Origin of the sequence: Williamsia deligens (genome assembly GCF_024171765.1) — a bacterium.
GTDB lineage: Bacteria > Actinomycetota > Actinomycetes > Mycobacteriales > Mycobacteriaceae > Williamsia_A > Williamsia_A deligens.
The window spans coordinates 57,251-71,855 of record NZ_JAMTCI010000005.1 but is presented as its reverse complement, the minus strand read 5'-3'; the positions used below and the strand labels follow the sequence as shown (position 1 = coordinate 71,855).

Sequence of the window (14,605 nt, the reverse complement as noted above, 5' to 3'; positions counted from 1 at the left end):
CGCGCCCCTTCCCTCGAGTCCGTCGCGCGGCCCCCGATGACACCCCGACGCGCGCCGCGCGCGTCCCCGACCTGGACCGTCGCCCCCCGTAGCCTGTCAGACGGCGGTGGGCCCCGCACGCCGCGAACCCGCACCGGTACGCCCCGGCTCGCCACGACCGCGACCGCACACAGACGAGGAGAACGGCAGGTGCTCGATCACCCCGGCGAGCGCGGTGGACGCCGCGCACAGGCGGGCGACCGCACCCCGGGACGACCTCGAGACGACGGTGCCCGCCGGTCCACGCCTGTCCGGCGGACCGCCTCGGACGCCACCCCGCCCGCGCCCGGTCGCGGCCGCACCACACCACCTCGCACGACACCACCTCGCACCACGCCGCCCCGCGCCCCGCGGTCCGGGAGACCGCAGCAGGCGGCGGCGACCAGGTCGTCGACGCCACGGTCCGCCGCGCCGCAGCCGCCGCGCACCGGTGGCCGCGACACCACGCCCCCGACGACGACCCCGCCACCGACCACCCGTCGACGCCCGTACACCGGGCGCATCCTGGTCGCCCTCGCCTCCGTCGCGGTCCTGCTGGTGACGGGTTACGCCTGGAACAGCCTCACGTCGCTGGAGCAGAACGTGACACGCCTCGGCGGTCTCGCGCTGGGATCGGGGGACGACGGCGCCGTCGACATCCTGTTGGTGGGCACCGACTCCCGCACCGACGCGCAGGGCAATCCCCTCTCCGCCGCCGAGCAGGCCAAGCTCCATGCGGGTGACGAGGTGGCGACCAACACCGACACGATCCTGCTGATCCGCGTCCCGAACGACGGGTCGTCGGCCACGGCGATCTCCATCCCGCGCGACTCCTACGTCGACATCCCCGGCATCGGCAAGGCCAAGATCAACTCGGCCTACGGCTCGACCCGTGAGGCCAGGCGCGAGCAGCTGGTCGAGGCCGGCACCCCCGCGGCCCAGGCCGACAAGGAGGCGACCGAGGCGGGTCGCCAGGCCCTGATCACCACGGTCGCGAACCTCACCGGCGTCCAGGTGGACCACTACGCCGAGGTGGGCCTCGTCGGCTTCGTGTTGCTGACCGACGCCGTCGACGGCGTCGACGTCTGTCTGCGCAACGCGGTCGACGAACCGCTGTCGGGCGCGCGGTTCCGCGCCGGTCGTCAGACGCTGGACGGCGCGCAGGCGCTGAGCTTCGTCCGGCAGCGTCACGATCTCCCCCGCGGCGACCTCGACCGGATCGTCCGCCAGCAGGTGTTCATGGCGTCGCTGGCCCAGAAGGTGCTCTCGGCGGGGACGCTGACGGACCCGTCGCGGCTGTCGTCGCTGCAGGACGCCGTGGGTCGGTCGGTGGTGATCGACGACAACTGGGACATCGTGAGGTTCGTCGAACAGCTCAAGGACCTCTCGGGCGGGAAGGTCCGCTTCGCGACCATCCCGGTCACCGACGAACAGGGGTGGAGCGACGACGGGCAGCAGTCCGTGGTCCAGGTCGACCCCTCCGCCGTGCACCGCTTCACCAAGGCCCTGCTGCAGAAGCCGAAGGGCGGGCTCGACCGGTCCGCCTACACCGTCGACGTGGTCAACGCGGGATCGGTCGACGGTCTCGCGAGCAACGTGTCGACCATCGCGACGACACGGGGGTACGCCCGCGGCGCCACCAGCACCGACGACCCCGGCGCCGTCACCGACAGTGCAGTCGTCGCCCACGACCGCAGCGCCGCGGCCACCGATCTCGCCCGGCAGATGGGCGGACTGCCGGTCCGCGTCGACCCGTCGGTCCCCACCGACCACCTCCGCCTGGTGCTCACCGACGCCTACACCGGCCCGGGATCCATCAGCGACACCGGCGCACAGCCGGACGCGACCCCGGCGGCGGCAGCGACCACCTCCGCGCCGGCCACCAGCACGGCCGCTCCCATCACCGCGTCAGGACAAGGACCCCAGTGCGTGAACTGACGATCACCGACGCGATCCTGCAGGCCCGCGCCGACGCCGCGGCGCCGCTCATCACCTTCTACGACGACGCGTCCGGCGAACGCACGGAGCTCTCGTCGACGACCACGGCGAACTGGGCCGCGAAGGTCGCCTCGTTCCTGCGCGACGAGGTGGGTGTCATGCCCGGCGACACCGTGGCGGTGTCGCTGCCCGCCCACTGGCAGACGTTCGTCGTGCTCCTGGGGTCGTGGTGGGCCGGGGCCGACGTCGCGCTCGGGCCCGCCCCGGCGGCGTCGGTGGCGTTCTGCGGTCGCGACGAGATCCATCACCTCGACGCCGACGAGGTCGTGGCCGTGCCGCTGGACCCCTTCGCCCTGCCCGTGTCGGGGTTGCCCTCCGGCGTCGTCGACTTCGGCTCGTCCGTCCGCGTCCACGCCGACACCTTCTCCCCCGTCGTGGCCGGGCCGAGCGCGCTCGACGGCCGCACCACCGCCGAGGTGCTGACCGCCGCACGGGAGTTCGCGGCGACCGCCGGCATCACCGGTGACTCGCGGGTGCTGTCGAGCCGTCACTGGGACGGTGCCGACGACGTCGTCGCGAACGTGCTCGCCACCGTCGCCGTCGGCGCGAGCCTCGTGCAGGTCGCCCACCCCGACCCGTCGGCGATGACATCGCGGTCGACCACCGAGCGCGTGACGTTGTCGCTGAGCTGATCAGTCGTAGGACCGCAGGACACCGCGGCTGATGATCTGCTTCTGGATGTCGCTTGTGCCCTCGCCGATCAGGAGGAACGGCGCCTCCCGCATGAGCCGACTGATCTCGTAGTCGCTCGCGTACCCGTATCCGCCGTGGATGCGGAAGCTCGCCTCGGTCACCTGCGAGCAGTACTCGCTGGCGAGGTACTTCGCCATCCCGGCCGCGACGTCGTTGCGCGCACCGGAGTCCTTGAGTCGCGCCGCGTTCACCATCATCTGGTGCGCCGCCTCGACCTTCGTCGCCATCTCCGCGATGCGGAACGCGATCGCCTGGTGCTCGACGATCGGCGAGCCGAACGTCTCGCGCTGTCGGGCGTAGCGGACACCGAGTTCGAAGGCCCGCAGCGCGATCCCGCAGGCACGCGCGGCGACGTTCACGCGCCCGACCTCGACGCCGTCCATCATGTGGCGGAAGCCCCGTCCGGGTCGGCCGCCCAGCACCGTGTCGGCCGGGGCGCGGTACCCGGTGAGGACCATCTCGGTCGTGTCGATCCCCTTGTAGCCCATCTTGTCGATCTTCCCGGGGATGGTGACCCCCGGGACGACCTCACCGAAACCGGCCGGCTTCTCGATGAGGAAGGCGGTGAGGTCGTCGTGCGGCCTGCTCGCCCCCTCGTCGGTCCGCACGAGCACGGCGACGAGGGTCGACGACGCGCCGTTGGTGAGCCACATCTTCTGTCCGTCGACGACGTAGTCGCCGTCGTCCTGCCGCACCGCCGCGGTCCGGATCGCCGCGACGTCGGATCCGAGACCCGGCTCGGACATCGAGAACGCACCGCGCAGTTCGCCTGTCGCCATCCGGGGCAGATACCGAGCCCTCTGCTCGAGGGTCCCGTGATGCCGGATCATGTGCGCGACGATGAAGTGCGTGTTGATCACGCCGGACACGCTCATCCAGCCGCGCGCGATCTCCTCCACGCACAGCGCGTAGGTCAGCAGGGACTCCCCGAGGCCGCCGTACTCCTCCGGGATGGTGATGCCGAACAGGCCCATCTCCCTGAGCTGCTCGACGATCTCCGTCGGGTAGGTGTCGGTCCGTTCGAGTTCCTGCGCAGCGGGGATGATGACCCTGTCGGCGAAGTCACGGACGGCCGCGACGATCGCGATCTGCTCGTCGGTCAGGCCCGGGGTCTGCGCGAGTCGCGTCACGGCCCGACGATAACGCCCGGACCCTATGTGGGCGGGCGTGACGACGGATCCGCGCCCGTGGGATCGGCGCCCGTGGGATCCGCGCCCGTGGTCAGCGCAGGAGCGCGCGCGACATGACGACGCGCTGGATCTGGTTCGTGCCCTCGTAGATCTGGGTGATCTTGGCGTCGCGCATCATGCGCTCGACCGGGAAGTCGCGGGTGTATCCCGCGCCACCGAAGAGCTGGACGGCGTCCGTCGTGACCTTCATGGCGACGTCGGAGGCGAAGCACTTCGACGCCGAGGAGATGAACCCGAGGTTGGGCTCGCCGCGCTCCGCGCGCGCCGCCGAGGTGTAGACCATCAACCGTGCGGCCTCGATGTTCATCGCCATGTCGGCGATCATGAACTCGACACCCTGGAACTGGCTGATCGTCTTGCCGAACTGCTTGCGGCCCTTGATGTACTCGATGGTCTTGTCGAGGGCGCCCTGCGCGATGCCGACGGCCTGCGCGCCGATGGTCGGGCGTGTGTGGTCGAGGGTCTGCAGCGCGGTCTTGAAACCGGTCCCCTCCTCGCCGATGATGCGGTCGGCGGGGATCTCGCAGTTCTCGAAGTACAGCTCGGCGGTGGGCGAGCCCTTGATGCCGAGCTTGCGCTCGTAGCCACCGGTCGAGAAGCCCGGGTCGTCCTTGTGGACCATGAACGCGGAGATGCCGTTCGCGCCCTTGTCCGGGTCGGTCACGGCCATCACGGTGTACCAGGTCGACTTGCCGCCGTTGGTGATCCACGCCTTGCTGCCGTTGAGGACCCACCCGTCGGCGGTCTTCTTCGCCCGCGTGCGCATCGACGCCGCGTCGGAGCCCGCCTCGCGCTCCGACAGACCGTAGGAGGCCAGCAGCCCCCCGGAGGCGAGGTCGGGCAGGACCTGCTTCTTCAGCTCGTCGGAGCCGTTGAGGATCAGGCCCATGGTGCCGAGCTTGTTGACCGCGGGGATCAGCGACGCCGACGCGTCGACGCGGGCGACCTCCTCGATCACGATGCAGGCCGCGACCGAGTCGGCACCCTGGCCCTCGAACTCCTCGGGGATGTGGATCGCGTTGAAGCCGGATGCGTTCAGGGCGTCGAGGGCCTCCTGCGGGAACCGCGAGTCCTCGTCGACCTCCGCCGCGTACGGCTCGATCTCCTTCTCCGACAGCGCGCGGATGGCCTCACGCAGCGCGTCGTGCTCCTCGGGGAGCGCGAACAGGTCGAAATCCGGGTTGCCCGACATGGCATTCACTCCTCATCGGCCGTGCTGGTGGGGGGTGTCCGGCGCAGTTCCGCCGGGCTCGGCCGTCCCCTCGATGCTAACCCCCGAGATCGCGAACAGTTACTGACGGGTAACCGAACACACAGACCGGCCGTCGATGGCACGCTGACCCCGTGACCGACGACACCCTCTCCGACTTCGAACGCTTCGAGTTCGCCTCCGGCAACCGCAGTGCGCCCGTCTACCGCCTCGGCTCCGGACCGGCCGTGATCGTGATGTCGGAGATCCCCGGCATCACCCCACGGGTCGCCGACTTCGCGCGCACCGTGGCGTCCATCGGCTGCACCGCGGTGATGCCCCACCTGTTCGGCGTGGACGGCAAGGACCCGTTCGACGGCCTGCCGGTCGTCGGCCCGATGGCGACGATGACCCGGGCCATGGTCCCCGCCTGCATCAGCCGGGAGTTCACCGTGTTCGCGACCGGCAAGTCGTCGCCGATCACGTCGTGGCTGCGCGCGCTCGCGAAACAGGAGCACGAGCGGTGCGGAGGACCCGGTGTCGGCGCGGTCGGGATGTGTTTCACCGGCGGTTTCGCGCTGGCCATGGCCGCCGACGACCGCCTGATCGCACCCGTGCTGTCGCAGCCGTCACTGCCGTTCGGGCTGAGCCGCCGCCACCGCGAGGGCATCGACATCGGCGACGACGAGCTCGCGGCCGTCAAGGGCCGATGCGCGGCGGGTGACCTGACCGTCCTCGGGCTGCGCTTCGAGGGCGACAAGCTCTCGCCGCCGGAGCGGTTCCGCTGGTTGCGCGCCGAACTCGGGGACGCGTTCACCGCCGTCGAGATCCCGGACTCCGCGGCCCGGGCCGACTCGCCGATGCCCCCGCACTCGGTGCTCACCGAGCATCTGGTCGACGCGCCGGGCGAACCCACCCGTGCGGCCCTCGACGAGGTGCTCGACCTGTTCCGCCGGCGGCTGCTCACCGACGCCTGAACCCGGCGGTTCAGCCCTCGCCGAGCAGTGTCTGTCGCAGCTTCGCGTCCTTCTCCGCCACCATCGACTCGAGATCGCGGGCGAACGCGGCCAGTCGGGCGCGCAGGACGTCGTCACCGGTCGCGAGGATGCGCACCGCCAGCAGACCCGCGTTGCGGGCACCGCCCACGGACACCGTCGCCACGGGGATGCCCGCCGGCATCTGCACGATCGACAGCAACGAGTCGAGCCCGTCGAAGTGCTTGAGCGGCACCGGCACGCCGATGACCGGCAGCACGGTGGCCGACGCAACCATGCCGGGCAGGTGGGCTGCGCCACCGGCGCCCGCGATGATCACCGACAGTCCGCGGTCGGCGGCACCGGTCGCGTAGTCGAGCATCCGACGCGGCGTGCGGTGCGCGGAGACGACGCCGACCTCGAACGGCACGTCGAACTCCGCGAGGGCGACGGCGGCGGGTTCCATCGTCGGCCAGTCGGAGTCGCTGCCCATGATGAGGCCGACGCGGGGTCCGCTCGCGCTCGTCCCGATGGGGTCGGACGGGGTGGTCGGCGAAGTCATGAGTGCCTCTCGGTGCCGAAGGGGTCGGGGCCGTGACAAATCAGGCGCGGGCGGGATCGGGGACGGAGTCGTCGCCGTGCGGGTCCCACCCGTCGGTCCAGACGGCGGTCGACAGCCACGTCGCCGCGCGTTCGGCCCGTTCCCGGACGTCGGCGACATCGTCGTCTGCGCCGCCGACGATGTTCACGTGCCCGATCTTGCGGGCCGGGCGCTCGCCCTTGGCGTAGAGGTGGATGTGCGCATCCGGCATCCGCGCCATCAGATGGTGCACGCGCTCGTCCATCGACATGGCCGGGGTCTCCTGCGCGCCGAGCACGTTCGCCATGACGGTCACGGGGGCGATCGCGCGGGTGTCGCCGAGCGGATAGTCGAGGACAGCGCGCAGATGCTGTTCGAACTGACTGGTCACCGCGCCGTCCATGGTCCAGTGCCCACTGTTGTGGGGACGCATGGCGAGTTCGTTGATGCTCAGCTCACCGTCGACGGTCTCGAACATCTCCACCGCCATCACACCCACGACACCGAGGGTCTCGGCGATCGTCAGGGCGATGTGTTCGGCCTCCGCGGCCCGGTCGTCCGACAGGTCCGGCGCGGGCGCGACGGCGACCGCGCACTGTCCGTTGCGCTGCACGGTCTCGACGACGGGCCACGTGGCCCCCTGACCGAACGCGGACCGGGCCACCATGGCCGAGAGCTCCCGACGCATCGCCACGCGTTCCTCGGCCATGACGGGTGTCCCCGCGGCGGTCGCCTCGGCCAGGACGTCGAGCGCTTCGTCGAGGGTGTCGGGCAGCCAGACGCCCCGTCCGTCGTAGCCGCCGCGGATGGCCTTGATGACCACGCCGTCGGCGCAGGACTCGACGAAGCCCACCAGCACCTCACCCGGGTCGTCCGCACCGGACAGGTCGACGAAACGTGGCACCGGGAGACCCAGGGCGGACAGGCGCCGACGCATCACCAGCTTGTCCTGGGCGTGGATGAGGGCGTCCGGCGGCGGCAGGACGGACACGCCCTCGGCGACGAGGGCCCGCAGGTATTCCGGGGGCACGCCCTCGTGATCGAAGGTCAGGGCGCTCGCACCGGCCGCGGCGCGGCGCAGGTCGTCGAGGTCGTCGTGGGAGCCGATCACCACGTCGGAGGAGACCGACGCGGCCGGGTCGTCGGGCGAGGCAGCCAGTACGCGCAGGCTCTGGCCGAGCGCGACCGCCGCCTGATGGGTCATACGGGCGAGCTGTCCCCCGCCGACCATCGCGACGGTCGGGAGGCCCACAGGATTGTGTCCACTCACGGCTGACGATGGTCTCATGACACGCGCGGTGAGCTGCGGCGCGGGGCGCTGTGACGTGCGGCGCGGGGTGCGGTGACGCGTGAGGAATTCGCGTCCGCGGTCCACTTTCGTACACTCGCTTCTTGTGTCGTTCATCGACGGGCTCCTCGCCCGTACCCCGGGCCCCGTGCGGCGCCTGGCCCTCCGCCACCACGAACTGATCAAGTTCGCTCTGGTCGGCGGCACCACCATGGTGTTCGACATGGCCATCTTCTACGGCCTGAGCCTCACCGTCCTCGAGGCCAAGCCGGTCGTCGCGAAGGTCATCTCCGGCACTCTCGCCACGATCCTCAGCTACTTCCTCAACCGTGAGTGGGCGTTCAAGAACCGGGGCGGGCGCGAGACACATCACGAGGCGCTGCTGTTCTTCGTGATCAGCGGGATCGGTGTCGTGCTGCAGGCCGCGCCGCTGTGGTTCGCCAACAACGTCCTCGACATGCGCACCCACCTGCCGTTCGCGCAGCTGGTCGTCGTCGACTTCGTCCTCGGGTACATCATCGGCAACATCCTGCAGATGGCGTTCCGCTTCTGGGCACTGCGGAAGTTCGCGTTCCCCGAGACCCGCGGCCACGAGGACGCCGAGATCGAGGCACTCGCCACCGGCCAGGTCACGATCGACCCCGGCGTCGAGCCCGACCGGACGCCCGGCGTGTAGTACGGCCGACCGGCCCTGCTACATCCCGCCGTCGCGCCAACTCACCGCGGTTCGCGCACCAGGCGTGCCGGATCGACGTCGACGCCCGTCGTCGAGGACTCCCCGCCGACTCCCGTGATCGGGCCACCGGCTGTGGTGGGCAGCACGATCGTGAAGGCCGCCGGAGCGCGGGTGGTCAGCTCGAGCCGGCCGCCGTCCGCCTCGACCAGTGCCCGCGCCAACGACAGGCCGACACCGCTCGACCCTCCCCCGGACCAGCCACGGCGGAAGATCTTCGGCACGAGATCGTCCGGGATCCCCGAGCCCTCGTCGCGGACGGTGACCCTCAGCAGCTGCGCTCCGTCGAGCCGGGACACGTCCACCACGCACCGCCCCGCACCGTGGCGCAGCGAGTTGTCGACGAGCACCGACACCGCCTCCCGCAGCCGACTCGGCGTCGCCCACGCGCTGCGATCACCGACGTACTGCGCGACGAGCTGCCGCCCGGCCCTCCCGAACGCGTCGCGGAAGTCCCGGACGAGGGAGTCGATGGTGTCGTCGACCGCGATCGGCGCACTGGGACGCACGCCCGCGTTGCGGGAGACCTTGATGAGTTCGTCGAGTTCGCGGTTGAGGCGCTCGACCTGGCCGTGGGCCGCCTCGGCCTCCTCGACCACGTGCGGGTCGGCATGCAGCGACAGCTCGTCGAGGCGGAGCTGGATCGCGGTCAACCGGCTCCGCAGCTGATGGGACACCTCGCCGACGATCTCGCCCTCCCGTTCGAGGCGCAGGGCGATCTCACGATTCGCGACCTCCAGCGCGCTCGACAGGCGGTCGAGCTCGACGATCCCGTGGGTCCGCCACGCGCTGTGGAAATCGCCCTGCGCCATCCGCGACGCCCGGTCCGCGAGCTCCTCCAGGGGGTCGGCGAGACGGCCCGCCGTGACCGCCGCGACCGCGGTGCCGCCGACGATCGAGGCGGTGAGGATCAACGCCACCACACCGATCGCCGTCCACTGGTCGCCGCGCACGTCCGCCAGCGGGATGCTCATGGTCACCGACCCGGCGTCGCCGAGGCTGGCCGACTCCGACACCTCGGCGCCGGCGATGTCGTCGCCGATGGACGTCCGCACCTGCGACGCACCGGAGGGGTACTGCAGGTCGAGGCGCCCGCCGGGCGGCAACAGCAGCCGGAACGGCGCGGCGTCGAGACCACGGCCGACCCGCAGGTCACCGGACTCCTGGTCGATCAGCTCCGACGACACGCGTTTGAGGCGTTGGTCGAGGTCCTGGTGGGCGTTGTCATCGATCCACCACCACGCCGCGACCATCAGCGGCAGCCCGAGGAGCAGCCCGATGCCGCCGACCATGGCCAGCATCGACAGCAGGATCCGTCTGCGCATCCTCGAACCCCTAGTCCGGGTCGAACCGGAAGCCGACGCCGCGGACGGTGACGATGCGCTTCTTCCGCCCGGCCTGGTCGTCACCGATCTTGCGTCGGAGCCACGACACGTGCATGTCCAGCGTCTTCGACGACCGCAGGTCCGCCGAGCCCCACACCTCGGTGAGGATCTCCTCGCGGCTGACCACCTCGCCACCGCGCTCCATCAGGAATCGCAGCAGGTCGAACTCGCGGTTGGCCAACGTCGCGTCCTGCCCGCCGACGAGGACGCGCCGCCCGCGCGCGTCGAGGTGGATGTCGCCGGCCTCGAGCACCAGGTCCACACCCTGCTTGCGACGCAGCAGGGCCCGCACGCGCGCCAGCAGTTCGGCCAGTCGGAACGGCTTGCCGACGTAGTCGTCGGCGCCGGCGTCCAGACCGACGACGAAGTCGACCTCGTCGGTGCGGGCGGTGAGCATCAGGACGGCCAGCTGAGGTCGCTGGGCCCGGATCCTGCGGCACACCTCGAGGCCGTCCATCTCGGGCAGCCCCAGATCGAGGACCAGCAGTTCGAAGCGGGGATCACGGGCACGCTCGAGGGCGTCGGGGCCGGTCGCCACGATCTCGCAGCCGTAGCCCTCGCGGGTCAGCGCACGGGCGAGCGGGGTGGCGATGGCCTCGTCGTCCTCGGCCAGCAGTACGTCCGTCACGGCGCCACGGTACCGGCCCCCGGGCTCGGCGGGGCGCGGTGCGACACGACTCAGCGGAAGCGACGGCCGCCGTCGTCCTCGGGGTCGAACACCTCGTGGTAGAGCAACGAGTGGACCTTCTCCACCTGCGGGATGTCGTGAAAGGCCAGCGGATCGTCGGACGCCGACTCGATGACCAGCGTGCCCGTGCGCAGCATGCGGTCGACGAGTCCGTGCCGGAACTCCACCGAGTTGATGCGCTGCAACGGGATGTCGATGCCCGAGCGGGTCAGGATCCCGTCGCGGAACGTCACCCTGCGGTCGGTGAGGACGAAGTGCGTGGTGCGCCATGAGATCACGGGACGCAGGAAGAACCAGATCACGACCACCGCCCACACCACGGCGATCACGATCCACAGCACCGATCGTGTCGAGGACGAGACGTCCGCCGAGCCGGTGAACCCGGCGGCCACTCCGGCCAGCGCGGTGATCACGAGGAACCCCACCGTGGGCACCACCAGCGCCTTCCAGTGCGGATGGCGGTGCAGCACGATGTGCTCACCCTCGGCGAGGATGTTCTCCGGATATCCCATGTCGGGGGAGAAAGTAGCGCATATCCGGCGTCGCGCTCCGCCGATCGCCACCCCTGCGCTCGGTAGACTCTGCGGGACCGCGGGTGACGAACTCGAGTTGCAAAGGTGGCCCCCATGTACCCGAACGACCCGAACGACCCCCGCCGACGGGACTCCCGCGGGGAGTACTGGGACGACAACCGGACCCGCGCGTACTCCAGCGACCCCTACGCCGCGGACCCGCAGCGCGACGCCTACGCCCAGGACCGCTACACCCAGGACCCGTACGCGGATCCCGGCTACGCGCAGCAGCAGTACCCGGCGCAGTCGTACGCCGAGCCCGCCCGCAAGCCACGGGCGCCCAAGCGTGGCCCCCAGATCAACATCGGGCTGTTCATCGGCGGCGTCGTCGCGACCGCGGTGGTCACCGCGCTCGCCGCCTGGCTCGTCGCGTGGATCATCCGCGTCATCAGTCAGCGCATCACCGAGACCGGAAAGTTCGGCGTGTGGAACCCGGTGGCGCAGGACGAGTACTGGTTCGCGGTGGTCGGCGGTCTGTGTGCGCTGTTCGCCGGAGCGCTCTGGTACGTGCTGCAGATGACCACCCCGTCGCCGGACCAGTTCTACGCGTGGATCGTCGGGCTGCTGGTGATCGCCGCGGTCCTGCTGCCGCTGCTGCTCTCGCGGGAGATCTCGGCCGGCATCGGGACGGCGATCATGCACCTGGTGATCGGTCTGCCGATCCTGTTCCTGATCCGCGCGATGGGCTCCCGGAGCGTCGAGTACCGCTGATCGCAGGGGCGGAGACGCTCCGCCTCAGGCCCGCGGAGGGTCGTCCTGCACCCGCAGGTGGGTCACGTCACCTGCGGCCACCGCCGTCTCGCCGTCGGCCGATCGCACGACCACGCGTCCGTCGACGTCGATGTCGACGGCTGTGCCGGTGATCGACCGGTCGCCGGGCAGGTCAACGCGCACCCGTCGCCCGAGGGTGGTGCACAGCGGCCGGTAGCGCTCGGCGATGCGTGCGGTCGCGTGCGGCCAGTCCTGCAGTCGGTCGGCGAGCGCAGCCACCACCGCGCCCGCGAGGTGCGAACGGTCGACCGGCTCACCGGAGACGAGGTTCAGCGACGTCGCCGTCGGGACCGGGAGCTCGTCCTCCGCGAGCCCCGTGTTGATCCCGACACCCACCACGACGCACGGTCGTGCGCCCGGGGCGAGTTCGGCGAGGATCCCCGCGACCTTGCGCCCGACCGGCTCACCGGTCGTGGTGTCGACGACGTCGACCATCACGTCGTTGGGCCACTTCACGCCCGCCCGGACCCCGGTCACGTCCGCGACCGCCTGCGCCACGGCGACGCCCATCGCGAGCGGGATCCAGCCCAGACGGTCCATCGCGCCGCGATGCGACGCGTCGAGCGCCAACGACATGGCGAGGTGGCCACCGGGCGGCGACGTCCAGACACGTCCGTGCCGCCCGCGTCCGGCGACCTGGTGCTCGGTGACCAGGACGGCGCCCGGACAGGGCTCGTCGGCGCAGCGGGCCAGGAGGTCGGCGTTGGTGGAGCCCGTCTCGGCCACCACCTCCACGTCCCATCCGGTTCCGGCGTGCTCGGCGATGCGGGCCGCGTCGAGGATGTCGCTGCGGGGTTCCATGGTGCTCACGCTATCCGCGTGGCAGGTGAACATGAGACTCACTCATGTCCCCGGTCCCACCGACCGAGCGTGCGCTCGCTAGCATCGACACCCATGACGACTGCCTCGCCCGACGCCGACGGCGCTCCCGACATCCACACCACGGCCGGAAAGCTCGCTGACCTGCGAGGACGCCTCGCCGAAGCGGAGCAGCCGGTCGGTGCCGAAGCCGTCGAGAAGGTCCACGCCAAGGGCAAGCTGACCGCCCGCGAGCGCATCACCCACCTGCTCGACGAGGGCTCGTTCGTCGAACTCGACGCGCTCGCGCGTCATCGCAGCACCAACTTCGGACTCGCGTCGCGCCGACCGCTCGGCGACGGCGTGGTGACCGGCTACGGCACGGTCGACGGTCGCGAGGTCTGCGTGTTCAGCCAGGACTCGACCGTCTTCGGCGGCAGCCTCGGCGAGGTCTACGGCGAGAAGATCGTCAAGGTGATGGACCTGGCGGTGAAGACCGGTCGACCGCTGATCGGCATCAACGACGGTGCGGGCGCCCGCATCCAGGAGGGTGTCGTCTCCCTGGGTCTCTACGGCGAGATCTTCCACCGCAACGTCCGCGCATCCGGCGTCATCCCGCAGATCTCGCTGATCATGGGCGCCGCCGCGGGTGGCCACGTCTACTCGCCCGCCCTCACCGACTTCGTCGTCATGGTCGACAAGACCAGCCAGATGTTCATCACCGGCCCCGACGTCATCAAGACCGTCACCGGCGAGGACGTCACGATGGAGGACCTCGGTGGCGCGCAGACCCACATGACGCGGTCCGGTACGGCCCACTACGTGGCCTCCGACGAGGAGGACGCGCTCGACTACGTGCGCGAGATCCTCTCCTACCTGCCGAGCAACAACAAGGCGGAGCCGCCGCGGCTGCCCGTCGCCGAGCCGGCCGCCGGGTCGATCGAGGAGACCGTCAACGACGAGGACCTCGAGCTCGACACCCTCATCCCGGACTCGCCGAACCAGCCGTACGACATGCACGAGGTGATCGCGCGGATCCTCGACGACGAGTTCCTCGAGATCCAGGCGCAGTACGCGACGAACATCATCGTCGGCTTCGGCCGCGTCGACGGACGCAGCGTCGGCATCGTCGCCAACCAGCCGACCCAGTTCGCCGGATGTCTCGACATCAACGCCTCGGAGAAGGCCGCCCGCTTCGTGCGGACCTGCGACTGCTTCAACATCCCGATCATCACGCTGGTCGACGTGCCGGGCTTCCTGCCGGGGACCGAGCAGGAGTACAACGGCATCATCCGTCGCGGCGCGAAACTGCTCTACGCCTACGGCGAGGCCACCGTCGGAAAGATCACGGTCATCACCCGTAAGGCCTATGGCGGCGCGTACGACGTCATGGGGTCCAAGCACATGGGCGCCGACGTCAACCTCGCGTGGCCCACCGCGCAGATCGCCGTCATGGGCGCGTCCGGCGCCGTCGGGTTCGTCTACCGCTCGCAGCTCAAGGACGCCGCGGCGAAGGGCGAGGACGTCGACGCCCTGCGCCTGCAGCTGCAGCAGGAGTACGAGGACACCCTGGTGAACCCGTACATCGCGGCCGAGCGCGGGTACGTCGACGCGGTCATCCCGCCGTCGCACACACGCGGTCAGATCGCCACGGCGCTGCGGTTGCTGGAGCGCAAGATGGTGTCGATGCCGCCCAAGAAGCACGGCAACATCCCGCTCTGACCGAGC

Annotated in this window: 14 protein-coding genes; 6 read left to right on the top strand and 8 right to left on the bottom strand. The window is 70.6% G+C overall.

From position 1 onward, the window contains the following. Window positions 1–189 precede the first annotated feature (189 nt). Together LX14_RS19920 and LX14_RS19915 are read left to right on the top strand one after the other, a co-directional pair. Complete coding sequence (locus tag LX14_RS19920) at window positions 190–1,956, top strand: LCP family protein (RefSeq protein ID WP_253649122.1); 1,767 nt, start codon at window positions 190–192, stop codon at window positions 1,954–1,956. Next, entirely contained in the window at window positions 1,944–2,648 is a 705-nt protein-coding gene (locus LX14_RS19915) for a TIGR03089 family protein (RefSeq protein WP_253649121.1), read from the top strand. The genes LX14_RS19920 and LX14_RS19915 overlap by 13 nt, the downstream gene beginning before the upstream one ends. Here LX14_RS19915 and LX14_RS19910 read toward each other — a convergent pair whose 3' ends face one another. Further along, entirely contained in the window at window positions 2,649–3,839 is a 1,191-nt protein-coding gene (locus tag LX14_RS19910; protein WP_253649120.1) for an acyl-CoA dehydrogenase family protein, read from the bottom strand. Window positions 3,840–3,930: 91 nt separating this feature from the next. Further along, window positions 3,931–5,091: an acyl-CoA dehydrogenase gene (locus LX14_RS19905; RefSeq protein WP_253649119.1), complete on the bottom strand. Its 1,161-nt coding sequence runs from the start codon at window positions 5,089–5,091 to the stop codon at window positions 3,931–3,933. A 152-nt stretch (window positions 5,092–5,243) separates the two neighbouring features. On the opposite strand from LX14_RS19905, the gene LX14_RS19900 reads away from it, so the two are divergent. Further along, a complete protein-coding gene (locus LX14_RS19900) occupies window positions 5,244–6,065 on the top strand; it encodes a dienelactone hydrolase family protein (protein WP_253649118.1) in 822 nt (273 codons plus the stop codon). A 10-nt stretch (window positions 6,066–6,075) separates the two neighbouring features. Here the strand turns inward: LX14_RS19900 and purE are convergent, their stop codons facing one another. Together purE and LX14_RS19890 are read right to left on the bottom strand one after the other, a co-directional pair. Further along, window positions 6,076–6,624, bottom strand: coding sequence for a 5-(carboxyamino)imidazole ribonucleotide mutase (gene purE / locus LX14_RS19895; protein WP_253649117.1), 549 nt, complete (start codon window positions 6,622–6,624; stop codon window positions 6,076–6,078). 40 nt (window positions 6,625–6,664) lie between these two features. Next, window positions 6,665–7,930, bottom strand: a complete 1,266-nt coding sequence (locus LX14_RS19890; protein ID WP_372505473.1) for a 5-(carboxyamino)imidazole ribonucleotide synthase — start codon at window positions 7,928–7,930, stop codon at window positions 6,665–6,667. Window positions 7,931–8,036: 106 nt separating this feature from the next. Between LX14_RS19890 and LX14_RS19885 the strand changes: the two genes are divergently transcribed. After that, window positions 8,037–8,606 (top strand): GtrA family protein, encoded by a 570-nt coding sequence (locus LX14_RS19885; protein WP_253649116.1) that lies wholly within the window; start codon window positions 8,037–8,039, stop codon window positions 8,604–8,606. A 41-nt stretch (window positions 8,607–8,647) separates the two neighbouring features. On the opposite strand, the gene LX14_RS19880 is transcribed toward LX14_RS19885, so the two are convergent. From LX14_RS19880 to LX14_RS19870, 3 genes are read right to left on the bottom strand one after another with little or no spacing between them, the layout of a single operon-like run. Continuing rightward, the gene (locus LX14_RS19880; protein WP_253649115.1) at window positions 8,648–9,988 is read right to left on the bottom strand and encodes a sensor histidine kinase; all 1,341 of its coding nucleotides are present in this window, start codon (window positions 9,986–9,988) and stop codon (window positions 8,648–8,650) included. Between the two features lie 10 nt (window positions 9,989–9,998). Then, window positions 9,999–10,676 (bottom strand): response regulator transcription factor, encoded by a 678-nt coding sequence (locus LX14_RS19875; protein ID WP_253649114.1) that lies wholly within the window; start codon window positions 10,674–10,676, stop codon window positions 9,999–10,001. 50 nt (window positions 10,677–10,726) lie between these two features. Continuing rightward, window positions 10,727–11,248, bottom strand: a complete 522-nt coding sequence (locus LX14_RS19870) for a PH domain-containing protein (RefSeq protein WP_253649113.1) — start codon at window positions 11,246–11,248, stop codon at window positions 10,727–10,729. A gap of 114 nt (window positions 11,249–11,362) precedes the next feature. Here LX14_RS19870 and LX14_RS19865 point away from each other — a divergent pair, with 114 nt between their 5' ends. Further along, window positions 11,363–12,019 (top strand): DUF6069 family protein, encoded by a 657-nt coding sequence (locus LX14_RS19865; protein WP_253649112.1) that lies wholly within the window; start codon window positions 11,363–11,365, stop codon window positions 12,017–12,019. Between the two features lie 24 nt (window positions 12,020–12,043). Here the strand turns inward: LX14_RS19865 and LX14_RS19860 are convergent, their stop codons facing one another. Further along, window positions 12,044–12,880 carry a biotin--[acetyl-CoA-carboxylase] ligase gene (locus LX14_RS19860; RefSeq protein ID WP_253649111.1) on the bottom strand — a complete coding sequence of 279 codons (837 nt, stop codon included), beginning with the start codon at window positions 12,878–12,880 and terminating at the stop codon, window positions 12,044–12,046. A 93-nt stretch (window positions 12,881–12,973) separates the two neighbouring features. On the opposite strand from LX14_RS19860, the gene LX14_RS19855 reads away from it, so the two are divergent. Further along, a complete protein-coding gene (locus LX14_RS19855) occupies window positions 12,974–14,599 on the top strand; it encodes an acyl-CoA carboxylase subunit beta (RefSeq protein WP_253649110.1) in 1,626 nt (541 codons plus the stop codon). Window positions 14,600–14,605 lie beyond the last annotated feature (6 nt).